The 22,985-nt window shown below is 69.7% G+C and carries 20 protein-coding genes; 10 read left to right on the top strand and 10 right to left on the bottom strand.

The window, feature by feature from the left end:
* Nucleotides 1-34 precede the first annotated feature (34 nt).
* From cobA to bluB, 3 genes are read left to right on the top strand one after another with little or no spacing between them, the layout of a single operon-like run.
* Nucleotides 35-850, top strand: a complete 816-nt coding sequence (gene cobA, locus DM194_RS24330; protein WP_111070304.1) for a uroporphyrinogen-III C-methyltransferase — start codon at nucleotides 35-37, stop codon at nucleotides 848-850.
* Nucleotides 828-2,171: a cobyrinic acid a,c-diamide synthase CobB gene (locus DM194_RS24325; RefSeq protein WP_111070154.1), complete on the top strand. Its 1,344-nt coding sequence runs from the start codon at nucleotides 828-830 to the stop codon at nucleotides 2,169-2,171. The genes cobA and DM194_RS24325 overlap by 23 nt, the downstream gene beginning before the upstream one ends.
* Nucleotides 2,164-2,829 (top strand): 5,6-dimethylbenzimidazole synthase, encoded by a 666-nt coding sequence (gene bluB / locus DM194_RS24320; RefSeq protein ID WP_111070152.1) that lies wholly within the window; start codon nucleotides 2,164-2,166, stop codon nucleotides 2,827-2,829. The genes DM194_RS24325 and bluB overlap by 8 nt, the downstream gene beginning before the upstream one ends.
* Before the next feature lie 45 nt (nucleotides 2,830-2,874).
* On the opposite strand, the gene DM194_RS24315 is transcribed toward bluB, so the two are convergent.
* The gene (locus DM194_RS24315) at nucleotides 2,875-5,397 is read right to left on the bottom strand and encodes a DUF4347 domain-containing protein (protein WP_111070151.1); all 2,523 of its coding nucleotides are present in this window, start codon (nucleotides 5,395-5,397) and stop codon (nucleotides 2,875-2,877) included.
* Nucleotides 5,398-5,766: 369 nt separating this feature from the next.
* Here DM194_RS24315 and DM194_RS24310 point away from each other — a divergent pair, with 369 nt between their 5' ends.
* On the top strand, nucleotides 5,767-6,762 hold the full coding sequence (locus DM194_RS24310; protein WP_111070303.1) for an MDR family oxidoreductase: 996 nt from the start codon (nucleotides 5,767-5,769) through the stop codon (nucleotides 6,760-6,762).
* Nucleotides 6,763-6,867: 105 nt separating this feature from the next.
* On the opposite strand, the gene DM194_RS24305 is transcribed toward DM194_RS24310, so the two are convergent.
* From DM194_RS24305 to DM194_RS24275, 7 genes are all read right to left on the bottom strand, one after another.
* Nucleotides 6,868-8,151 carry a TRAP transporter large permease gene (locus DM194_RS24305; protein WP_111070149.1) on the bottom strand — a complete coding sequence of 428 codons (1,284 nt, stop codon included), beginning with the start codon at nucleotides 8,149-8,151 and terminating at the stop codon, nucleotides 6,868-6,870.
* The gene (locus DM194_RS24300; RefSeq protein ID WP_111070146.1) at nucleotides 8,142-8,681 is read right to left on the bottom strand and encodes a TRAP transporter small permease; all 540 of its coding nucleotides are present in this window, start codon (nucleotides 8,679-8,681) and stop codon (nucleotides 8,142-8,144) included. The genes DM194_RS24305 and DM194_RS24300 overlap by 10 nt, the downstream gene beginning before the upstream one ends.
* 64 nt (nucleotides 8,682-8,745) lie before the next feature.
* Nucleotides 8,746-9,750 (bottom strand): TRAP transporter substrate-binding protein, encoded by a 1,005-nt coding sequence (locus DM194_RS24295; RefSeq protein ID WP_111070144.1) that lies wholly within the window; start codon nucleotides 9,748-9,750, stop codon nucleotides 8,746-8,748.
* 533 nt (nucleotides 9,751-10,283) lie between these two features.
* The gene (locus DM194_RS24290) at nucleotides 10,284-10,925 is read right to left on the bottom strand and encodes a TerC family protein (protein WP_111070142.1); all 642 of its coding nucleotides are present in this window, start codon (nucleotides 10,923-10,925) and stop codon (nucleotides 10,284-10,286) included.
* Nucleotides 10,926-11,191: 266 nt separating this feature from the next.
* Nucleotides 11,192-12,280: a Gfo/Idh/MocA family protein gene (locus tag DM194_RS24285; protein WP_111070140.1), complete on the bottom strand. Its 1,089-nt coding sequence runs from the start codon at nucleotides 12,278-12,280 to the stop codon at nucleotides 11,192-11,194.
* Nucleotides 12,280-13,110: a GntR family transcriptional regulator gene (locus tag DM194_RS24280; protein WP_111070138.1), complete on the bottom strand. Its 831-nt coding sequence runs from the start codon at nucleotides 13,108-13,110 to the stop codon at nucleotides 12,280-12,282. Before DM194_RS24280 ends, DM194_RS24285 begins: the two co-directional genes overlap by 1 nt.
* Before the next feature lie 152 nt (nucleotides 13,111-13,262).
* The gene (locus tag DM194_RS24275) at nucleotides 13,263-15,431 is read right to left on the bottom strand and encodes an NADPH-dependent 2,4-dienoyl-CoA reductase (protein WP_246024573.1); all 2,169 of its coding nucleotides are present in this window, start codon (nucleotides 15,429-15,431) and stop codon (nucleotides 13,263-13,265) included.
* 196 nt (nucleotides 15,432-15,627) lie between these two features.
* Here DM194_RS24275 and hyi point away from each other — a divergent pair, with 196 nt between their 5' ends.
* From hyi to DM194_RS24260, 3 genes are all read left to right on the top strand, one after another.
* On the top strand, nucleotides 15,628-16,422 hold the full coding sequence (hyi, locus tag DM194_RS24270) for a hydroxypyruvate isomerase (RefSeq protein WP_111070134.1): 795 nt from the start codon (nucleotides 15,628-15,630) through the stop codon (nucleotides 16,420-16,422).
* A 36-nt stretch (nucleotides 16,423-16,458) separates the two neighbouring features.
* A complete protein-coding gene (gene glxR / locus DM194_RS24265) occupies nucleotides 16,459-17,343 on the top strand; it encodes a 2-hydroxy-3-oxopropionate reductase (protein ID WP_111070132.1) in 885 nt (294 codons plus the stop codon).
* Nucleotides 17,344-17,451: 108 nt separating this feature from the next.
* The gene (locus DM194_RS24260) at nucleotides 17,452-18,714 is read left to right on the top strand and encodes a glycerate kinase type-2 family protein (protein ID WP_111070130.1); all 1,263 of its coding nucleotides are present in this window, start codon (nucleotides 17,452-17,454) and stop codon (nucleotides 18,712-18,714) included.
* A gap of 275 nt (nucleotides 18,715-18,989) precedes the next feature.
* On the opposite strand, the gene DM194_RS28845 is transcribed toward DM194_RS24260, so the two are convergent.
* Both DM194_RS28845 and DM194_RS24250 read right to left on the bottom strand, forming a co-directional pair.
* On the bottom strand, nucleotides 18,990-19,238 hold the full coding sequence (locus DM194_RS28845; RefSeq protein ID WP_246024572.1) for a cyclic nucleotide-binding domain-containing protein: 249 nt from the start codon (nucleotides 19,236-19,238) through the stop codon (nucleotides 18,990-18,992).
* A gap of 75 nt (nucleotides 19,239-19,313) precedes the next feature.
* Nucleotides 19,314-19,958 carry a TlpA family protein disulfide reductase gene (locus DM194_RS24250; protein WP_246024571.1) on the bottom strand — a complete coding sequence of 215 codons (645 nt, stop codon included), beginning with the start codon at nucleotides 19,956-19,958 and terminating at the stop codon, nucleotides 19,314-19,316.
* An 88-nt stretch (nucleotides 19,959-20,046) separates the two neighbouring features.
* Between DM194_RS24250 and argH the strand changes: the two genes are divergently transcribed.
* The 3 genes from argH to lysA are packed head-to-tail and all read left to right on the top strand — an operon-like array spanning nucleotide 20,047 to nucleotide 22,972.
* Nucleotides 20,047-21,471 (top strand): argininosuccinate lyase, encoded by a 1,425-nt coding sequence (gene argH / locus DM194_RS24245; protein WP_111070126.1) that lies wholly within the window; start codon nucleotides 20,047-20,049, stop codon nucleotides 21,469-21,471.
* On the top strand, nucleotides 21,468-21,662 hold the full coding sequence (locus tag DM194_RS24240) for a hypothetical protein (RefSeq protein ID WP_111070124.1): 195 nt from the start codon (nucleotides 21,468-21,470) through the stop codon (nucleotides 21,660-21,662). Before argH ends, DM194_RS24240 begins: the two co-directional genes overlap by 4 nt.
* A gap of 50 nt (nucleotides 21,663-21,712) precedes the next feature.
* On the top strand, nucleotides 21,713-22,972 hold the full coding sequence (lysA, locus tag DM194_RS24235) for a diaminopimelate decarboxylase (RefSeq protein WP_111070122.1): 1,260 nt from the start codon (nucleotides 21,713-21,715) through the stop codon (nucleotides 22,970-22,972).
* The last annotated feature ends 13 nt before the right edge of the window (nucleotides 22,973-22,985 follow it).

Here is a 22,985-nt window from a genome sequence, read left to right as displayed (position 1 = left end):
GCCTTCCATCTTCTCCGAGCCCGAGTCCGCGTTCATGTCGTCTGAGTGGTCCATTCCCGAAAGCGTCCTGGTCCCCTTCGCCCCCGGCAGCGTCTGGCTGGCCGGGTCCGGTCCCGGCGATCCCGGCCTGCTGACCCTGCTGGCCCTGCAAGGTCTAAGGCAAGCCGACGTCATCGTCCATGACGCGCTGGTCGGCGAACGGATCATGGCGCTGGCCGGCCCGTCGGCAAGGCTGGAGTTCGCCGGAAAGCGCGGCGGCCGCCCCTCCGCCCATCAGGACGACATCACCAACCGCCTGATCGAACTGGCGAAGGAAGGGCACCGCGTGCTTCGCCTGAAGGGCGGCGACCCCTTCGTCTTCGGCCGCGGCGGCGAAGAGGCGCAGGCGCTGGCGGCGGAGGGCATCCCTTTCCGCATCGTGCCGGGCATCACGTCGGGCCTCGCCGGCCCGGCCTATGCAGGCATCCCGGCGACCCACCGCGACACCAACCAGGCGGTGATCCTGGCGACCGGCCATTCGCTGGGCGGCGGGCCGGACTGGCGGGCGCTGGCCGCGACCAGGGCGCCGCTGATCCTCTATATGGGCTGGAAGGCGCTGCCCACCATCGCGGCGGAGCTGATGGCCGGCGGCCTGTCCGCCGATACCCCCGTCGGCGTGGTGACGGAGGCGACGACCCCCAACCAGAAGAGCCTCGTCACCAGCCTCGGGGCCTGCGTCGCCGATCTGGCGGCGAGCGGGCTGGAGCCGCCCGCCATCATCGTGATCGGCGAGGTGGTGCGGCTGCGCCCGGCGCTGGAATGGCTGCCGGCCCAGGCGGCGTTGCGGAATGCCGGAGGGAAGAATGGCTAGCGGTCTCATCATCGCCGCTCCGGCATCGGGCACCGGCAAGACGACGCTGACGCTGGGCCTGCTGGCGGCGCTCCGCGCCCGCGGCGTGGCGGTGGGAGCGGTGAAGTCGGGGCCGGACTACATCGACCCGGCCTTCCACCGCGCCGCCACCGGCCGTCCCAGCGTGAACCTCGACAGCTGGGCGATGGGGCCGGACCTGCTGGACGGGCTGGCCGCCCGCGCCGCCGAGGGCGCCGATCTGCTGGTCTGCGAGGCGCTGATGGGGCTGTTCGACGGCGTGGCCGGGGTCGGCGCCACCGGCACCGGCTCGACGGCGGAGATCGCGGCGCGCACCGGCTGGCCGGTCCTGCTGGTGGTCAACGCCAAGGGACAGTCGCAATCGGCCGCGGCCCTGGTGAAGGGCTTCGCCACATACCGCGACGACGTGACCATCGGCGGCGTCGTGCTGAACAATGTCGGCAGCCCGCGCCACACCGCACTCGCCGGCACCGCCATCGAGGCGCTGGGGATTCCCGTCCTTGGTTCCCTGCCCCGCGCGCCGGATCTCAGCCTGCCCGAACGCCATCTCGGCCTTGTCCAGGCCGACGAGACGGAGGGGCTGGCCGACCGGCTGGCGGCGCTCGGCCGTTTCGTCGCGGAGCATGTCGATCTCGACCGCGTCGTCGCGCTGGCGAAACCGTCGAAGGCCGGGCCGGGCAGCGACGCCCCCGCCCTGCCGCCGCCGGGCCAGCGCATCGCCATCGCGCGGGATGCCGCCTTCACCTTCGTCTATCCGCATTTGACCGCCGGCTGGCAGGCCGCCGGGGCGGAGCTGCGTTTCTTCTCCCCCCTGGCGGACGAGCCGCCCCCGCCGGATGCGGACGCCGTCTATCTGCCCGGCGGCTATCCGGAGCTGCATGCCGGGCGCCTCGCCGCCAACCACGCCTTCCGCGACGGCTTGCGTGCGGCGGTGGAGCGGGTGCCGGTCTATGGCGAGTGCGGCGGCTACATGGTGATGGGGGAAACGCTGGAGGATGCCGACGGCGTCACCCACCCGATGACCGGGCTGCTGGGGGTGCGCACCTCCTTCGCCAAGCGGCGCCTGCATCTGGGCTATCGCCGCGCGGCGCTGCTGGCCGACGGGCCGCTGGGTCCGGCGGGATCGCCGCTGATGGGGCACGAGTTCCACTATGCCTCGACCCTCGCCCGCGGCGACGACGCGCCGCTGCTGCATGCGACGGCGGCGGACGGCAGCGACCTGGGCGCGCTGGGCAGCCGGCGCGGGCTGGCGCTGGGATCCTTCGTCCACCTGATCGCGCGGGGGGCGACGGCGCATGGATGAAGACTTCACCCCGGCGGAGCGCGACGCGCTCTACAAGGCGATCTTTTCCCGCCGCGACGTGCGCGGGCAGTTCCGGCCCGACCCGGTGCCGGACGAGGTGCTGAACCGCATCCTGCTGGCCGCCCACCATGCGCCGTCGGTCGGCTTCATGCAGCCCTGGAACTTCATCGTCATCACCGACAAGGAGGTGAAGTCCCGCATCCACGCCGATTTCGCCCGCGCCAACGAGGAAGCGGCGGCGATGTTCGAAGGGGAGCGCCGCGGCCTCTACAGCCGCCTGAAGCTGGAGGGCATCCGCGAGGCGCCGGTCAATCTCTGCATCACCTGCGACCGCGAGCGCTCCGGCCCGGTGGTGCTGGGCCGCACCCACATGCCGGCGATGGACCTCTACAGCTGCGTCTGCGCCGTGCAGAATCTGTGGCTGGCGGCGCGGGCGGAAGGGCTGGGAGTCGGCTGGGTCAGCATCCTGCACGAGGACGCGCTGCGGAACGCGCTGGGCATCCCGGAGCGGATCGTTCCGATCGCCTATCTCTGCCTCGGCCGCGTCACCCATTTCGAGGCGACGCCGGAGCTGGAAACCAAGGGCTGGCGCAAGCGCCTGCCGCTGGAGGATCTGGTGTTCCGCGACCGCTGGCAGGAGGAGAAGCAGGGAGAGTGAAGGGACGGGCGCCGGCCCCGCGCAGGAGCGGCGCCCGCCGCCGGTTCAGCCGATCGGGTTGGCGAACAGGAAGTTCTCCGCCGTCAGCATGCTGCGGTCGACGCCCATCAGCTTGATGGTGCTGGTGCTGCCGAAATCGATCGACAGGTCGGCCCCGCTCTGGACCGAGTGGGTCAGCACGTCGTTCAGGCTGGAGAAGCCGGCGATGCTGCGCAGGTCGATCACGTCGCCGCCGCTGCCGGCCTGGAAATCGCCGATGCAGTCCCAACCATCGGCCGCACCCTGGACGAAGGTATCCCGCCCGGCGCCGCCGATCATATAGTCGTTGCCGCCATTGCCGGTGATGGTGTCGTTGCCGCTGCCGCCGGCCAGATACTCCCCGGCGGAGGTGCCGGTGATCATCTGGCCCGAAACGCCGCCGGTGGAGCCGCCACCCGTGCTTCCGCCGGGGGAGGCATTGAGGAACGAGAAGTTGGCGGCGGTCAGGCTGCTGCGGGTGACGTTTTCCAGGGTGACGCTGTTGTTGTCGTCGAAGCGGACGATGGTGTTGGCGCCCTCCTGGGTGGCGGCGGCCATCACCGCGGTGAAGTCGGTCAGCCCGGTCCAACCCGCGACATTCAGCACGTCGCCGCCGCTGCCGGCCTGGAAGTCGGCGACATAGTCCCAGCCGTCGCCGGGCTTGAAGACGAAGCTGTCGCTGCCGGCCCCGCCGACCATGTAGTCGTTGCCGCCGTTGCCGATGATGACGTCGTTGCCGGCGCCGCCGGCCAGATAGTCGCGGGCATCGGTGCCGGTCAGCGTCAGGCCGCCGGAGGAGCCGCCGGGGTTGCCCCCGCCCGTGTTGCCGCCGGACCCGGCCTGCCCCAGCGTGATGGTGTTGCCGGACAGGCCGATGCTCGACGCGGCGAAGCTGCCGGCGATGCGCAGGGTCACGTCGGCCCCGGCGGCGGCGTCCAGCCCGACATGGACCAGGGTGACGCCGTTCACCGTCTCCGCCTGGACCTGACCGGCCTGGAGGGTGCCGCCGCTGCCGGTGCCCACGGTACCCGACAGCGACGCACCGGCGATGGCGAAGGCGTCGCCGGTGACCGCGCCGGTTATGCTGGTGAAGCCATTGGCCTGGGCCGCCGTCATCGTCACGGTGTGGCGCTGGCTGCCGGTCAGGGCCAGCGTCTCGACGCTGGTCAGCGTCATCCCGCTGATGTCGATCCTCGGGGAGGCGACGTCGGTATAGTATTCCAGGTCGTAGCCGTTGTAGCTGGTCAGGTTGTCGGACCGGACCTCCAGCGTGTCGGTGCCGGTGCCGCCGTCGAAGCTGACGGTGCCGGCGTCATACTGGCTGACGACGATGTAGCGGTCGTTGCCGGCCTCGCCGAAGATCGTGTCGGCCTGGGTCTGGGCATAGCTGCCGGCGGTGACGATGCCGGCCAGGATGGTGTCGTCGCCGTCGCCGCCATGGATGGTGTCGCGTTCCCAGTCGCCCTTCAGCAGGTCGTTGCCGGCATCGCCATGGATCAGGTCGGCGCCGCCGCCGCCGGCCACCGTGTCGTTGCCGTCCTGGCCATGCAGTTCGTCATTGTCGGCGCGGCCATAGATCAGGTCGTTGCCGCCGCCGCCGAAGACGCTGTCGTTGCCGTCGCCGGCCTCCAGCGTGTCGTTGCCGGCCCCGCCATGCTCGATGTCGTCGCCGCCATGGCCCCAGAACCACACCGCCGTGTCGCCCGCCGTCATGCTGTCGGCATATTCGGAGCCGATCCAGCGCTGGATGTTCTCGAAGGTGTCGCCGGCCGCCTCGCCGGTGTTGTTGGCGCCGTTGCCCAGGTCCAGCGTGATGCCGGTGGTGGCGTCCTCGTAGGTGACGATGTTGAAGCCGCTGCCGCCGACATAATGGTCGGCGCCCAGCCCGCCGTTCATGGTGTCGCCGGCCGCCACGCCGCTGTTGCCGCCGCCGACCAGCGTGTCGTCGCCAAGCCCGCCGATCAGGCTGTCGTTGCCGGTGCCGCCGACAATGCTGTCGTTGCCGGCCAGTCCATTGATGACGTTGCCGCCATTGTCGCCGACCAGCGTGTCGTTGCCCGCCGACGGGGTGCCGCTGTAGGCCAGCCGGTGCGGCCACACGTCGGCGCCCGCGAAGGGCCGCGCCGTCAAAATCTGGCCGGTCACCACGTCGAGCTCCCAGGAACCGCCCTGGTCCGCATGGCCGACCGGATGGCTGGCGGCGGCGACGCGCGCGCCGGTGACGGCGGCCAGGCATTCCACGAAGCTGCGGCCGTCAGCCCCGGCGCCGACGTCGCAGGCATGGATCAGGATCTCGGTGCCGCTCGCATCGGGCCAGCGGCGGTCCAACAGGGCGCTGATGTCGAGCGGCATCGCCCCCAGCCTCACCACGCCCGGCGCGCCGTGGGCGATCAGGTGGACCGCGGCCGGCCCCGCCTCCAGGGCGTCGGCAAGCAGGCCGAGGGCGTCCTCGTCGCCGGCCACCCGGATCACCGTCACATCCGGCGCGTGCCGGCCGATCAACGCGTCGATATCGGCCAGCCCGGCGTCGGCAAGAATGATCCCGTGCATGAAAACCCCTTTCTGGGGAGTTGTTGGAAATCGTTTTGCGCATACCGTGATGTACGGGATCCTGCCCAGGCCACAACGCCCAATAAGCCGATCATTCCTTGGAAAGAACCGCGTCCGGCCGGGCGAGCTGATTTCTCCGCAACGGCGAAAGAGGACGGGCACAACCGATTTCGCCGCCCTTCCACTACTCCATCTCATGGCCCCGTCTTGCGGCCGATTTGCCAGGCCGGGGTAGAGGTCGGCCTGAATACCTCCAATTCGGAGGGGTTCGGCCCGCCAAATGGTCGGCGCCAATTTGTTTGACCTATATCGGAATGCGGCGCATCGTCTCGGGCAGACCTGCAGCGCAATGGAGTGCGCCCGATGTCCATTCCCGGTTCCTTCACCGCCTTCGTCATCGCCGACGACAACGGCAAGCCCAAGGGTTCCTTCACCACGCTTTCGCCGTCCGATCTGCCGGACCACGAGGTGCTGGTCGAGGTTTCCCATTCCACGGTCAACTACAAGGACGGGCTTGCCGTCACCGGAAAGGCGAAGATCGCCCGCAAACTGCCGATGGTGGCGGGGATCGATCTCGCCGGCACGGTGGTCGAGTCGCGCTCGCCAGCCTGGAAGGCCGGCGACCGGGTGGTGGTCAATGGCTGGGGCCTGTCGGAGACGCAATGGGGCGGCTACAGCCGCTATCAGCGGGTGAAGCCGGAATGGCTGATCCGCCTGCCCGACGTCTTCACACCGGAACAGGCGATGGGGATCGGCACCGCCGGCTACACCGCGGCGCTCTGCGTCGATGCGCTGGAACGCTGGGGCGCGATCCAGCCCGGCGGCGGCGAGGTGCTGGTCACCGGCGCGGCCGGCGGCGTCGGATCGGTGGCGGTCGCCCTGCTGGCCAAGCGCGGCTATGCCGTCACCGCCACCACCGGGCGGCCGGAGACGCACGACTATCTGCGCGGCCTGGGCGCCGGCGGCTTCATCGACCGCGCCACCCTGCTTGAGAAGGGGCCGCCCCTGCAGAAGGAGCGCTGGGCCGGCGGCGTCGATTCGGTGGGCGGCCAGACGCTGGTAAACGCCCTGTCGCAGACGGTGTGGGGCGGGGCCATCGCCGCCTGCGGGCTTGCCGGCTCGTCCGACCTGCCCGGCACGGTGCTTCCGCACATCCTGCGCAGCGTGACGCTGATCGGCATCGACTCGGTGATGGCCCCGGCCGACCGCCGCGCATCCGCCTGGGTAAGGCTGGCCCGCGACCTCGACCCCGGCCACCTGTCCGCGATGTACGAGGTCCATCCCTTCGCCGACCTGCCGACGCTGGGCGAACGCATCCTGGCCGGCCAGATCCGCGGCCGGGTGGTTCTGGACCTGTCCGCCTGAAACCGGCGGCCTGAAGCCTGCTCATAAAAAAACGGGCCATCGGCGGGAAGCCGATGGCCCAGTTCAGGAGAGAAGTCGTTCAGGAGAGCCGTACTCCGCCCCGGTTCAGTTCATCAGCAGATGCGGCAGCCACAGCGAGAAGCCCGGAACATAGGTGACCAGCAGCAGCGCCACGAACAGCGCCCCGTAGAAGGGCGTGATGGAGCGCATCACCTCGCCGACCGACACGCCGCCGATGGCGCAGCCGATGAACTGGGTGGTGCCGACCGGCGGGGTGTTTAGGCCGAGCGCGCAGTTGATCAGCATCACGATGCCGAACTGCACCGGGTCCATGCCATAGGCCATGGCGATCGGCAGGAAGATCGGCGTGCAGATCAGGATCGTGCTGGCCATGTCCATGAAGGTGCCCAGCAGGAACAGGATGATGTTGATCAGCAGGAAGATGACGATCGGGTTGGTCGAGATGCCGGCCAGCAGTTCGCCGGTCATGTCCGCCACCTCGTACAGCCCCATGAGGTACTGGAACATCGTCGACACGCCGATCAGCAGCAGCACCACGCCGGTGGTCTTCACCGTCTTGGCGGCGGCGGCCAGGAACTTCTCCAGGCTCAGCGTGCGGTAGACCAGCGTGGTCAGCAGCAGCGCGTAGATCACGGCCACGGAGGCCGATTCGGTCGCGGTGAACACGCCGCTGGTGATGCCGGCCAGGATGATGACGACGATCAGCATGCCCGGCAGGGCGGCGGCGAAGCTGCGCAGCAGGATGTCCCAGCCGGGGAAGGTTCCGCTCGGGTAGCCGCGGCGGACCGCGACGTAATAGGCGGCGCCCAGGTTGCAGACCATCAGCAGCAGCGCCGGCATCAGGCCCGCGGCGATCAGCGATCCGATGGACGCCTTTCCGCCGGCGGCCAGCGCGTAGATGATCATGTTGTGGCTGGTCGGCATCAGCGCGCCGACCAGCGCGGCGTGGGTGGTGACGTTGACCGCGTAGTCGGCGTGGTAGCCCTCCCGCTTCATCATCGGGATCATCACCGCGCCCATGGCCGACACGTCGGCGACGGGGGAGCCGGCGACGCCGCCGAACAGGGTGCAGGCCACCACGTTGGACATGCCGAGCCCGCCGCGGATGTGGCCGACCATGCTCTTCGCCGCGCCGACGATCTTGTCGGCGACGCCGCCGTGCAGCATCAGCTCGCCCGAGAAGACGAAGAAGGGAATGGCCAGGAACGAGAAGACGTTCATCCCCGACATCATCTGCTGGAAGACCACCGCGACGGGCAGGCCTTCATAGAGGATGGTGCAGAGCGCCGACAGGCCGATGGCGAAGGCGACCGGGATGCCGAGGATGAGGAAGCCGAAGAAGGTGATGCTGAGGATCATCAGTTCCATGACGGCTTGACCTCCTCGCCGCGCAGGATGGCGACGATGTGCTCGATGGAGAACAGGACGATCAGCACACCCGACAGGACCAGCGGCACGTAGCGCACGGCTTCCGAGATGTGAAGGTTCGGGATCGTGTAGGACATGACCGAACTGCCGAGCAGCCAGCCGTTGTAGGCCATGCAGCCGCCGAAGGTTCCGACCAGCGCGTAGATGAGGATGTCGACCTTGCGCCGCGCGGTGTCGGACAGCATCACCAAGAGGGATTCGAGCCCGATATGGCCGGCGTCGCGGACCCCGACGGCGGCACCGATCAGGGTGACGTACAGCACCAGCACGATGGCCAGGCTTTCCGCCCATGTCGGCGAGTTGTTCAGCACGTAGCGGCCGAACACCTGATAAAAGACGACCCCGACGATCGCCAGCAGACCGACGATGGCGACATACATGCCGGTCTTGGCCAGCACCGCGTTCATCCGGGTCAGCCAGCCGGCGGAATGCGGCGGGCTGACATCCATTGCTTGCAGCTCGATATCCATGCTGCGGCTCCCCCTCGGTGGCGGCGCCGCCCCGCCGGGGACGGCGCCGCGCCTCACCCCTTGCTTACTTGGTTTCCTGGACGCGCTGCACGAGGCCCTGGAGCTTCGGCGTGTTGGCGAACTTGTCGTAGACCGGCCTCATCGCATCGATGAATTCCTGCTTGTTGGCGACCTCGACGATCTGGGCGCCGGCCTTGGTGACGACGTCCTTCGACTTCTGCTCGCGCTCTTCCCACAGCTTGCGCATGTAGGGCACCGACTCCTTGGCGGCCTGGCGGACCAGAGCCTGGTCGTCCTTCGACAGGCGGTCCCAGGCGACCTTGGAGAAGACCAGCACTTCCGGCGCCATCGCGTGTTCGGTCAGCGTGAAGTACTTGGCGGCTTCGAAGTGGCGCGAGGATTCGTAGGACGGGTAGTTGTTCTCGGCCGCGTCGACGATGCCGGTCTTCAGCGCGGTGTAGACCTCGCCGAAGGGCATCGGCGTGGCGTTGGCGCCCAGCGCCTGGATCATGGCGACGAACAGGTCGGACTGCTGGACGCGGATCTTGGCGCCCTTCATGTCGGCCAGGGTCTTGTAGGGCTTGCCGGCCGAATACATGCTGCGCGAGCCGCTGTCGTAGAAGGCGAGGCCGATCATGCCCTGGCTTTCCATCGACGCCAGGATTTCGTCGCCGATCGCGCCGTCCAGGACGCGGCGCATGTGGCCGGTGTCGCGGAAGATGAAGGGCAGCGCGGTGACCATCGTCTCCGGCACCACGTTGTTCAGCGGCGCCACGTTGATGCGCATCATCTCCAGCGCGCCGATCTTCAGCTGCTCGATGGTGTCCTTTTCGTTGCCGAGGGTGCCGTTCGGGAACACCTTGATGCCGAGGCGGCCGTTGGTGCGTTCCGCCAGCAGCTTGCCGACATAGCGCGCCGCCTCGACGGTCGGGTAGTCGGTCGGGTGGATGTCGGCGGAGCGGAAGTCGCGCGCGGCGGCCGGAGCCGACAGCATCGGCGCGGCCATCATGCTGCAGACGGCACAGGCGGCCAGCAACGCGGTGCGGACCGAAGTCAGAGCAAACTTCATTGGTTCTCCTCCTGTATGCGGGGCCGGAGCCTGAGCGGACCGGCCTCTCTTGTTCTGGTGTTTTCCGGGTTACCCGGTGGCCGGTGGGCCGCCTGTGCGTGACTGGGTGATCCGTAGGCCTGTGGCAGGCGGAGCATGGATGAGTCCCTGTTGCAGAGACCGGCTTTCGCAGCGCTGCGAGCACACTGCGCGCGGCCGGAGATCGCGCATGGCCGACACCGGCCCCGCCCCTGCCCCCATCCTCTTTGCGCTCCGCTTGGCAACGGTGCCGCCCCCCGGCGGCGCCCTGTTCACGCTATTGAGGATATTAGTATATCACTCTGTGCGCAAGCCTGAAAGTTCCTGCCGGAAACTACCGTTTCGGACATTAAACTGAATCGGATCGGGGGAGAGAGAGACAAAGTGGCTGCGGATGCGGAGGTCAGCCATTACACGGATCGCCGCAGGGGGTAGGGTGCGACATTCGGCCCCGGCGCCCGCCGCAGCCCTTCCCCCAATCCGCTCGAACGCGGCGGTCGTTCGACTATGACCGCTCAGCCGTGACCATTCACCAGGGGCCACACCTCCATGGCGCCGCGGTAGATCATGTCCAGGGCGACGTAGAAGATGATGGCGAGGCCGACATAGGCCAGCCAGCGGTGCTTCTGCAGAACGCGGGCGATGAGGCTGGCGGCAAGGCCCATCAGGGCGATCGACAGGGTCAGGCCGATGACCAGCACCCCCAGATGCTCGCGCGCGGCGCCGGCCACGGCCAGAACATTGTCCAGCGACATCGACACGTCGGCGATGACGATCTGCCAGACCGCCTGCCCCAAGGTCTTGCGCGGGCCGGCCGTCTCGGCTCCGCCGTCGTCCTTCAGCAGCTCGACCGCCTCGTCCTCCTCATGGGACTGGCGCAGCTCGCGCCACATCTTCCAGGAGACCCACAGCAGCAGCACGCCGCCGGCCAGCAGAAGCCCGATGATCTGGAGAAGCTGGGTGGTGACCGCCGCGAAGGCGATGCGCAGCACGGTGGCGGCCAGAATGCCGATCAGGATGGCCTTGCCGCGCTGTTCCCGCGGCAGCCCGGCTGCGGCCAGACCGATGACGATGGCGTTGTCGCCGGCCAGCACCAGGTCGATCATGATGACCTGAAGCAGCGCCAGCAGCGCCTCAGTGGTGAATAGCTCCGTCATTTGAGCGGATGTCCTCGCATCACAGGAAATGTGGGCGGAGGGACCGCGCGAGGGCTTTTCGGACCGGCCGGGTCATGCCGAGGCATTGACGGAGGGCGTCGGTCGGGGCACGGGGCGCGGGCGGCTCCTTGGTATTCCCGGTCCGGCATCGCAACCGGAAGGGCTGCAAGAGGGGCCTGGCCTGCCGCTGGCGCTTTACGCCAAAGCGGCGGCTTGCGCAAGGCCGCGCATCGCACGGCTCCGCGGAGGGATTTCAGGTTGCGATATCAGGGTTCTTCGACCTCCACGGCTGCGCCGCCGGCAGCGGCGGCGTCGAGGATCGCGTCGATCAGACGATGCACCTTCAGCGCCTCCCGCCCATCCACCCGCGGCCGGCGCCCCTGGTCGAGCGCGTCGAGAAAATCGGCCAGAACGGCCCGGTGATGTTGGTGCGAGAAGGCCATCGGGTCGGCGCCGCCGCCCAGCGTGGCGCCGTCCCGGCCGCCGAGGATGCGCTCGCCGCCGACCAGCTGCACCTCCAGCCGGTCGCCGGACAGCACGGCCGACCCGCCGGTGCCGGCGATCTCGATCCGCTCCGGGTAACCGGGACAGGCGGCGGTGGTGGCGTCGATGCTGGCCAGCATCCCGTCGCCGTAGCGGAGCGCGGCGGCGACCACATCCTCGGTGTCCATGCCGGGCTCCATGCCCGCGGCCGGGCTGCGCAGCGCGCTGGTGGCGGCGAAGGCGGCGACCCGTTCCGGCAGGCCGAGCAGCCCGACGAATACGTCCAGCGTGTGGATCGCCTGGGTCAGCAGCACCCCGCCGCCGTCGCGCGCCTTCATGCCGCGGCCGGGCTGGGCGTAATAGGCGGCGTCGCGCCACCAGCGCACCGACACGGCCGCCGACAGCGGCCGGCCCAGCGTGCCGTCGCGCATCAGCGCCGCCAGCCGCTCCACCGATTCGCGGAAGCGATGCTGCAGCACGACGCCCAGCGTCAGCCCGGCCGCCTCCATCGCCGAAACCACGGCGCGCGCGCCCTCCGGCGTGGCGTCGAGCGGCTTTTCCAGCAGGACATGCTTGCCGGCGGCGGCACAGCGGGCGACCAGCCCGGCATGGCTGTCGGGCGGGGTCAGCAGCAGGACGGCCGACAGCGCCGGATCCTCCAGCAGCGCCTCGATCCGGTCGACCACCGGCAGGCCGTGGCGGGCGGCGAAGGCGGCGCGGCGCTCGGCCGACGGGCTGAAGCAGCCCGCCACCTCCACCCGGTCCCGAAGGTCGATCAGGCTCTGCGCATGCGGGGCCGAGGCCATGCCGAGGCCGATCACGCCGATGCGGCGGCGGCCGGATGCGGCCGAGGGGGCTACCGGGAGGGCCATCAGGGCGTTCCTTCGATGTCTCCGCCGGCCAGGCTGCCGGTCGGACTGCCGGCCAGGCTGCCGGAGAAATAGAGCGGTGCGGCAGTGCGCACGTCGTCCACCGTGATCTGCAGGTTGTCCAGGTGGAGGATCAGGCTCCGTTCGGCCCGGTCCGGGTCGTGGTCGGCAATCGCCTCGACGATGGCCTCATGTTCGGCGATCACCGTGCGCATGCGGCCGGGAACCGGCAGGGTCAGCCGCCGGCAGCGGTCGAGCTGGACCTTGGCCTGCTGGATGATCGTCCAGAAGCCGGGATAGCCCGCCATCTCGGTGATCAGGGCGTGGAAGGTCTCGTCGGCCTGATGGAAGCCGTCGGCGTCGCCGGCCGCATCGACCTCGCGCTGCTGCTCCAGGCAGGCGCGCAGGGCCGCGATCTGGCTGCGGCTGGCACGCTCCGCCGCGAAACGCACGGTGGCGCGCTCCAGCACCTTGCGGATCACGCCAGCCTCCGGCAGCGCTTCCAGCGGGATGCGGGCGACGAAAGTGCCGGATTGCGGGAAGATCTCGATCAAACCGTCGTCCGCCAGCCTCAGCAGCGCCTCGCGCACCGGCGTGCGGCTGACGCCATAGGCTTCGGCGATCTGCTTCTCGACGATCGGTTCGCCCGGCTTGCGCCTCAGCGACACGATCTCCGCCCGCAGGTCGCGGTGGATGGCGTCGGCGACCGTCGAGCCCCGTCCTCCGTCGCGCCGGGCCGGCATGCGGATCTGCATCGGGGCGGCCTTGCCCGCCTTGGCCGGACGGACGGGGGTGGTGGAACCGGTTTTGGCCGGCGGATTGCCGGATGGCATGGCGTCCAGCCTCCTCAGCAGCGACTGCCTGAAGAATACTAATATATTAGATAGGGCGGCAAGCAATTTCGCTCACCCATGGTCGCCTGCGGATGTGACGAAGGCGGCGGCCCTCCCGCCATGGCTGTGGGAGGAGGGCGAGGACCAGCCGCCTACAGCTCCGCCGCCAGCTTCGTCCCCTGGGCGATGGCGCGCTTGGCGTCCAGTTCGGCCGCGACGTCGGCGCCGCCGATCAGGTGGACGGCGATGCCGGCGGCCTCCAGCGGCGCCTGAAGCTCGCGCAACGGTTCCTGCCCGGTGCACAGCACGATGTTGTCGACGGCAAGCGTCTGCACCCTCTCGCGCTTCTCGCCGAAGCTGATCGTCAGCCCCTCGTCGTCGATGCGCTCGTAATTCACGCCGGACAGCGCCTGGATGCTCTTCATCTTCAGCTGCGCCCGGTGGATCCATCCGGTGGTCTTGCCCAGACCCGCGCCCGGCTTGCTCGCCTTGCGCTGGAGCAGGACGATCTCGCGGGCCGGCGGGGTCGGGTGCGGACGGATGCCGGCGACGCCGCCGCGCGCCTCGGCCGGATCGGCAACCCCCCACTCGGCGCGCCACAGGGCCGGCTCCAGGCTGGGCGACGGCCCCTCATGCGCCAGGAACTCGGCAAGGTCGAAGCCGATGCCGCCGGCACCCACAACCGCGACCCGGCGGCCCACCGGCTTGGTGCCGCGCAGCACGTCGATGTAGGTCAGCACCTTGGGATGGTCCTGGCCGGGGATCTTCGGGTCGCGCGGCACCACCCCGGTCGCCAGGACCACCGCGTCGAACCCGGCAGCCGCCAGGTCGCCGGCGCCCACCCGCCGGCCCAGATGCAGCGCCACCCCGGTCTCCGCCAGGCGGTTGCGGAAATAGCGCACCGTCTCGTGGAACTCCTCCTTGCCGGGGATCAGCTTGGCCATGTTGAACTGGCCGCCGATCTCGTCGGCCGCGTCGAACAGATGCACCTCGTGCCCGCGCTCCGCCGCGGTGGTGGCGCAGGCGAGCCCGGCCGGACCGGCGCCGACCACGGCGACGCGCCTGCGCTTCGCGGCGGGGGCGATCACCAGTTCCGTCTCGTGGCAGGCGCGCGGGTTGACCAGGCAGCTCGCCGTCTTGCCGGAGAAGATGTGGTCCAGGCAGGCCTGGTTGCAGGCGATGCAGGTGTTGATCGCCTCCGGCCGCCCCGCCGCCGCCTTGGCGACGAAGTTCGGATCGGCCAGGAAGGGCCGCGCCATCGACACCATGTCGGCCAGCCCCTCGCCGATCACCGCGTCGCCGGTTTCGGGCGTGTTGACGCGGTTGGTGGTGCAGAGCGGGATCGACAGCCCACGGTCAGACAGGGCCTGCTTCAGCTTCCCCGTCACCCAGGCGAAATTGGCGCGCGGCACGCTGGTGGCGATGGTCGGCACCCGCGCCTCGTGCCAGCCGATGCCGGTGTTGATGATGGTGGCTCCGGCCTTCTCGATGGCCTGGGCGAGCTGCACCACCTCCTCCCATGTGCTGCCGTCGGGGATCAGGTCCAGCACGGACAGGCGGTAGATGATGATGAAGTCGCGCCCGACCGCCTCGCGCATGCGCGACACGATCTCCACCGGGAAGCGCATGCGGTTCTCGTAGGAGCCGCCCCATTCGTCGGTGCGCTGGTTGGTGTGGGTCACCAGGAACTGGTTGATCAGGTAGCCTTCCGACCCCATCACCTCCACCCCGTCATAGCCGGCCTCGCGCGCCAGCTCGGCGCAGCGGACATAGGCGCGGATCTGGCGCTCCACGCCCCGCGCGGTCAGGGCGCGCGGGGTGAAGGGGGTGATCGGCGACTTGATGCGCGACGGCGCCACCGACAGCGGGCTGTGGGCATAGCGGCCGGCATGCAGGATCTGCAGCGCGATCTTGCCGCCTTCGGCATGGACCGCCTCGGTGATGATGCGGTGCGACCGCGCCGCGCCATGCCGCGCCAGGGTGGAGCCGAAGGGCGACAGCCACCCCTCCACATTGGGCGAGAATCCGCCGGTCACCATCAGCCCGACCCCGCCGCGCGCCCGTTCGGCGAAATAGGCGGCCAGCCGCGGGAAGTGGCGGCGCCGGTCCTCCAGCCCGGTGTGCATCGACCCCATCAGCACCCGGTTCTTCAGCACCGTGAAGCCGAGGTCGAGCGGGGCCAGCAGATGCGGGTAGGGCTGGGCGGCGGGCTGGCTCACGGGATGGGTCCTCCGGCTTTCGAAGACGCGCTTCTGGTGGCGCTGGGAATACGGATGATCCGTGACCCGGAGCCTAATTCGAGGTGACGTATGCGTCAACATGGTTCCGCGACGATGCGCGCGGCTCCCCCAGCATTGTTCGCGCACCCCGCTTTCCGCTGGATGAAAAAGCCGTTCGACGAACTGGCTCAAGGGCCTGCACGGCGGTCAAGCTCCCGACCCAAGGGCCGCCCCTCCATCCGCGGCGGCCATCCCGCAACCCAAGAGCGCAGCCCAACGCGCAACCGGGAGTTCGGCCATGGTGCAGTTCGCCGCCAACCTGACGATGCTCTACAACGAGCATCCCTTCCTCGACCGATTCGCCGCGGCGGCCGATGCCGGCTTCCGTGGCGTGGAGTATCTGTTCCCCTACGACTTCCCCGCCGACGCGCTGGCCGAGAAGCTGCGCCAGAATGGCTTGACCCAGGTCCTGCACAATCTGCCCGCCGGCAATTGGGGCGGCGGCGAGCGCGGCATCGCCATCATGCCCGACCGCGTGCAGGAGTTCCGCGACGGCGTCGCCCGCGCGATCGACTATGCCGGCACGCTGGGCTGCAAACAGGTGAACTGCCTCGCCGGCATCCTGCCGCAGGACGGCGACGCCGCCGCGGCCGAAAGCACGCTGGCCGGCAACCTCGCCTATGCCGCCGATGCGCTGGCCGGCGCCGGGATCAAGCTGCTGATCGAGCCGATCAACACCCGCGACATCCCCGGCTTCTACCTGAACCGGACGAAGCAGGCGCTGGACCTGATCGCCAAGGTCGGTTCCGACAACCTGTACCTGCAGTACGACATCTACCACATGCAGATCATGGAAGGCGATCTGGCCCGCACCATCGAGGCCAACCTCGCCCGCATCGCCCATGTCCAGCTGGCCGACAACCCCGGCCGCTTCGAGCCCGGCACCGGCGAGATCAATTATCCCTTCCTGTTCAAGCATCTGGACGCCATCGGCTACAGCGGCTGGGTCGGCTGCGAATACAAGCCGAAGACGACGACGGACGAGGGGCTCGGCTGGTTCGCCCCTTACAGGACGGCACCGGCGCACGCCTGAGACGCCCCCAATATCACGCGAGAAAGGACTACCGTCATGAAGGTCGGATTCATCGGTCTCGGCATCATGGGCACCCCGATGGCGGGGCATCTGCTGGACGCCGGTCACACCCTCTATGTCCACGACATCAAGCCGGTGCCGGCCGAGCTGACCGACAAGGGCGCGATCCCCTGCCCCAGCGGCCGGGAAGTCGCGGCGGCGGCCGAGGTCATCATCACCATGGTTCCCGACACCCCCCATGTCGGCGCCGCGCTGTTCGGTGAGAACGGCGTCGCCGCCGGCCTGTCGTCGGGCAAGATCGTGGTGGACATGTCCTCGATCTCCCCGATCGAGACCAAGGAATATGCCAAGCGCATCAACGATCTCGGCTGCGCCTACCTGGACGCCCCGGTGTCCGGCGGCGAGGTCGGGGCCAAGGCCGCCTCGCTGACCATCATGGTCGGCGGCCCGCAGGACGCCTTCGACACGGTCAAGCCGCTGTTCGACAAGATGGGCAAGAACGTCACGCTGGTCGGCGGCAACGGCGACGGCCAGACCACCAAGGTCGCCAACCAGATCATCGTCGCGCTGACCATCGAGGCGGTGGCCGAGGCCCTGCTGTTCGCGTCGAAGGCCGGCGCCGATCCGGCCAAGGTCCGCCAGGCGCTGATGGGCGGCTTCGCCTCCTCCCGCATCCTGGAGGTCCACGGCGAGCGGATGATCAACCGCAACTTCAACCCGGGCTTCCGCATCGAACTGCACCAGAAGGATCTGAACCTGGCGCTGAGCGGCGCCAAGGCGCTGAACCTGTCGCTGCCGCACACGGCGAGCTGCCAGCAGCTGTTCAACGCCTGCGTCGCGCAGGGCGGCGCGGCCTGGGATCACTCCGGCATGCTGCGCGCGCTGGAGCTGCTGGCCGGGCATGAGATCGGTTCGAAGTGAGGAGATGGGGCGTCGTCGGCCGACGACGCCCCCACCCGCAGCATTCCCCCATCGTCCATTCCAGTGCATCCTACCCGCTTCGCTACCCACGCCACCATGAGCACCGCCATGACCACAGACGCCCTGCTCCACGACCTGTTCCAGGCGGCGCTCACCGCGGTGACCGCCGAGACCCGGCTGCCGGCGGCCCTGCCGCAGCCGCCGAAGGGCCGCACGGTCGTCATCGGCGCCGGCAAGGCGGCGGCGGCCATGGCGAAGACGGTGGAGGACCACTGGCCGGGGCCGCTCACCGGCCTCGTCGTCACCCGTTACGACCACGAACTGCCGACCGGGCGGATCGAGGTGGTGCAGGCCAGCCACCCGGTGCCCGACGCCGCCGGACAGGAGGCCGCGCGCCGCATCGCCGACATGGTGCAGGGGCTGACCGCCGACGACCTCGTGCTCTGCCTGATCTCCGGCGGCGGCTCCGCCCTGCTGGCCCTGCCGGCGCCCGGCATCGCGCTGGACGACAAGCGCGCCGTCGCCAAGGCCCTGCTGAAGAGCGGCGCCGACATCGGCGAGATGAACTGCGTGCGCAAGCATCTGTCGGCGGTGAAGGGCGGCCGGCTCGCCGCCATGGCCCATCCGGCCCGCGTCGTTTCGCTGCTGGTGTCCGACGTGCCGGGCGACGATCCGTCGGTGATCGCCAGCGGCCCGACCGTGCCCGACCCGACCAGCTTCGCCGACGCCCGCGCCATCCTGAGGAAATACGGCATCACCCCGCCGCCCGCCGTCGCCGCCTTCCTGGAAGCGGCCGAGGACGAAACGCCGAAGCCCGGCGACCCGCGGCTGTCCGGCGCCGAGACCACCATCATCGCCACCCCGCAGGACGCGCTGGAAGCGGCGGCGGCTCTCGCCCGCGACCGCGGCTATACCCCCGTCATCCTGGGCGACGCCATCGAAGGCGAAGCACGCGAGGTCGCCAAGGTCCATGCCGGCATCGCCCGGCAGGCCGCCCGCCGCGGCCAGCCCGCTCCGGTGCCCGCCGTGATCCTGTCCGGCGGCGAGACCACGGTGACGGTGCGCGGCCAGGGCCGCGGCGGCCGCAACGTCGAATTCCTGCTGGCGCTGGCGGTGGCGCTCGACGGCCATCCCGGCATCTGGGCCGCCGCCTTCGACACCGACGGCATCGACGGGACGGAGGACAATGCCGGCGCCATCCTGCGTCCCGACACGCTGAAACGGGCGGAGGCGCTGGGCCTGGATGCCAAGGCCTTCCTCGCCGACAACGACGGCTACAGCTTCTTCAAGGCGCTGGGCGATCTGGTCGTCACCGGCCCGACCCGCACCAACGTCAACGATTTCCGGGTGATCGTGATCGATCCGGCCTGAGGGCCGGACGATTCACCCCGCTTTCGCCTTGGTCAGCTGCGCGATGTAGATCCGCGCCAGCGACTTCAGGATCGGCGGCATCGCCGTCACGGCGTCCTCGAAGCTGCGCTTGTCGATCACCTCGCAGATCCCGCCGGCGACCGCTACCGCGGTGACGTCCGGCTTGCGGCCGGTCAGCAGATAGATCTCGCCGAACAGGCTGCCCGGCCCGAAGGTCGCGATGTCCCCGCCCAGCGTGCCGTGGCCGGGGCGGAGCGCAACGCGGCCGGACTGGATCAGGTCAGCGAGCGCACGGTGGCGCTGCGCTCCCCATCGTCGATCAGGGCCATCTCGCCGACCACTGCCCCCTTGCCGACCCCCCCCAGACGCCGGGTGCCGCCGTCCGGCGCGGTCAGCAGCACCTCCAGCTCGCCGGATTCGATCAGCCACGCCCGGTCGGCACGCTCGCCCTGGCGCATCATCACGATGCCGGGACCGATGGTGTAACGCCTGGGACCGGCAGCGGCAGCGGCGGAATGCGTCATCGGGAATGCGTCATGGGGGAGGCCCGGGAAAGGCGAAAGGGTGCCGCCGCACTCTACCCCATGGCGCCGGAACCGTCAGCCGCCGGTCTTCATCATCCCGCCGCGGTCGCGCGCCGGCCCGCCGCCGCGCCCCCCTCCATGGCCGAGATGCTGGCGCAGGAAGGCGACCACCTCCGGCGCATCCCATTCCACCGCCCCCTCGACGCGGCCAAGCTCGCGGCCCTCCGGATCGATCAGGATGGTGGTGGGCAGGCCGCGCAGGGACAGCGCCTTCATCGACTCCGAGGCGGGATCGAGGAACACCCTCAGATGCTCCACCCCCGTCTTCCTGTAGAAGGGCTCCACCGCCGCCCGTCCGCCGCGGTCCAGCGACAGCGCCACCACCTCGAAGGCCTCGCCGCCCAACTGGGCCTGCAGCCGGTCGAGCGACGGCATCTCCTTCACGCAAGGCCCGCACCAGGTCGCCCACAGGTTCAGCAGGATCACCCGGTCCTTGAAGTCGGCCAGATCGACCCGCCGCCCCTCGGCGTCGATGAAGGACAGCGGCGCCATCGGCTTGGGCTCCGCCCCCTTGAACTTCTCCAGCTTCTCGACGCCGGTGGCGGCGACGGGCGTGGCGCCGGATGCGGTTCCGGCCGGCGCGTCCGGCGCGCCCAGCCGCAGCACCTCCGGTGGAGTGGGCGCCGCGCCGGCGCTCCACCACAGGCCGGCCCCGGCCATGCACACACAAACCGTTGCGACAGCCGCCAAAGTCCGCATACTCACGCTTCCTCGCTCCCTTCACACGAATGCCGCGAAAACCGTCCCCATGAGCGCCGATCAGACCCCGCCGAATTCCGCCGCCGCCGCCCCCGCCGCCAGCCAGATGTGGGGCGGGCGTTTCGCGCGCGGTCCCGCCGCCATCATGGAGAAGATCAACGCCTCCATCGGCTTCGACAAGCGGCTCGCCGACCAGGACATCGCCGGGTCGAAGGCCCATGCCGCGATGCTGGCCAAGCAGGGCATCATATCCCAGGCCGACGCCGACGCCATCATCGACGGGCTCGACCGCGTAAAGGCAGAGATTGACGCCGGCAGCTTCACCTTCAAGGTGGAGCTTGAGGACATCCACATGAATGTGGAGGCCCGGCTGGCCGAACTGATCGGCGAACCGGCCAAGCGGCTGCACACCGGCCGTTCGCGCAACGACCAGGTGGCGACCGACTTCAAGCTGTGGGTGCGCGACGCCATCGACCGGACCGTCGCCGGGCTGACCGCCCTGCAGGCCGCCCTGATCGACCTGGCGGAGCAGCACAGCGAAACGGTGATGCCCGGCTTCACCCACCTGCAGGCGGCGCAGCCCATCAGCTTCGCCCATCACCTGCTGGCCTATGTCGAGATGTTCGGGCGCGACCGCGGCCGCTTCCGCGACGCCCGCTGCCGGCTGAACGAATGCCCGCTCGGTTCCGCCGCGCTGGCCGGCACCCCCTATCCCATCGACCGCTTCATGACGGCGGAGGCGCTGGGCTTCAACCGGCCGACCGCCAATTCGCTGGACGCGGTGTCCGACCGCGACTTCGCGCTGGAGTACCTGTCGGCGGCGTCGATCTGCGCCATGCACCTGTCGCGCTTCGCCGAGGAGATCGTGATCTGGTGCTCCGCCCAGTTCCGCTTCATCCGGCTGTCGGACGCCTTCACCACCGGCTCCTCCATCATGCCGCAGAAGAAGAACCCGGATGCGGCGGAGCTGGTGCGCGCCAAGGCCGGCCGTGTCATCGGCAGCCTGAACAGCCTGCTGATCGCCATGAAGGGCCTGCCGCTGGCCTATTCCAAGGACATGCAGGAGGACAAGGAGCCGGTTTTCGAGGCCGACGACACGCTGGCGCTGTGCATCGCCGCCATGGAAGGCATGGTGCGCGACATGCAGCCCAACGTCCCGGCGATGCGCGAGGCGGCCGACCGCGGCTTCCTGAACGCCACCGACCTCGCCGACTGGCTGGTGCGTGAACTGGACATGCCCTTCCGCGAGGCGCACCACGTCACCGGCCGCGCCGTGAAGGCGGCGGAGGACCGGCGCGTCGGCCTGACCGACCTGACGCTGGCCGAACTCCAGGCCATCGAGCCGCGCATCACCGAAGCCGTCTATCCGGCGCTGAGCATCGAGGCGTCGCTGAACAGCCGCACCAGCTTCGGCGGACCGGCGCCCGTCCGCGTGCAGGAGGCGGTGAAGGCCGCCCGGGAGCGTTTCCTGTGAGCCGTACCGTCACCTTGACCGTCCTCGCCCTGGCCGGCGTTCTGGCGCTCGCCGGCTGCGGCAAGAAGCCCAGCATCGTCGACAGCCCGCGCCCGGAAGGTCAGGCCGATCCCTTCCCGCGCAGCTATCCCAACCCCTCGCTGGACCCGAAGCCCGGTAAGCCGGCCGGTTCCGGAGTCCAGTTCCCATGAACGCCGCCCGCACTGGTTCCTCCGCCTACAGTTCTCCAGGCGGCTCGCCGATGAGCGTCTTCGCCTACCGCAACGGCGTTCTGCATGCCGAATCCGTGTCGCTGGAGGATGTGGCGCGCGAGGTGGGGACGCCCTTCTACCTCTATTCCACCGCGGCGCTGGAATCGCATTACAACGCCTATGCCGGCGCCTTCGCCGGCCAGGAGGCCGGCGTCTGCTATGCGCTGAAGGCCAACTCCAACCTCGCCGTCATCCGCACGCTGTCCCGGCTCGGGGCCGGCGGCGACGTGGTGTCGGTTGGCGAGATGAAGCGCGCGCTGGCCGGCGGCATCCCGGCCGGGCGGATCGTCTTCTCCGGCGTCGGCAAGACCCGCGACGACCTGCGGGCGGCGCTGGAGGCCGGCATCCACCAGATCAACGTGGAGTCGGTGCCGGAGCTGGAGGCCCTGAGCGAGGTCGCCTCGTCCATGGGCGTGGAGGCTCCGATCGCCTTCCGCGTCAACCCGGACGTCGACGCCAAGACCCACGCCAAGATCGCCACCGGCAAGAAAGAGAACAAGTTCGGCATCGACTACGACCACGCGCGCGAGATCTACCGCCGCGCCGCGTCCCTGCCGGGCATCAAGCCGGTCGCCATCGCCGTCCATATCGGCTCGCAGCTGACCGACCTCGCCCCCTTCCGGGCGGCCTACGAGCGGGTCGCGGCGCTGCTGCACCAGCTGCGCGAGGACGGGCACGACATCCAGCGCCTGGATCTCGGCGGCGGGCTCGGCATCACCTACAAGAACGAGGCGCCGCCCGATCTGGCCGATTACGCCGCGATGGTGCGCTCCATCACCGGCAATCTCGGCTGCCGCATCACGCTGGAGCCGGGCCGCTCGCTGGTCGGCAATGCCGGCATCCTGGTCAGCCGCGTCATCTATGTGAAGCAGGGGCTGCACCGCCGCTTCGCCATCGTCGACGCGGCGATGAACGACCTGATCCGCCCGTCGCTGTACGACGCCTATCACGGCATCGTCCCGGTGGCGGAGCCGGCCGAGGGCGTCGCGGCGGAGCCCTATGACGTGGTCGGCCCGGTCTGCGAGAGCGGCGACACCTTCGCCGTTCAACGCCCGCTGCCGCCGCTGGCCGACGACGACCTCGTCGCCTTCCTGTCGGCCGGCGCCTATGGCGCGGTGATGGCTTCGACCTACAACACCCGGCCGCTGGTGCCGGAGGTTCTGGTCAACGGCGACCGCTTCTCCGTCATCCGCCCCCGCCCGACGGTGGAGGAGATGCTGGCCGCCGAGCGCGTTCCCGACTGGCTGTAAGGGCTTTGGGAGG

It is taken from the genome of Azospirillum ramasamyi (assembly GCF_003233655.1).
Lineage (GTDB): Bacteria > Pseudomonadota > Alphaproteobacteria > Azospirillales > Azospirillaceae > Azospirillum > Azospirillum ramasamyi.
The sequence above is the reverse complement of the archived record's forward strand: the minus strand, read 5'-3'. Positions and strand labels throughout refer to the sequence as shown.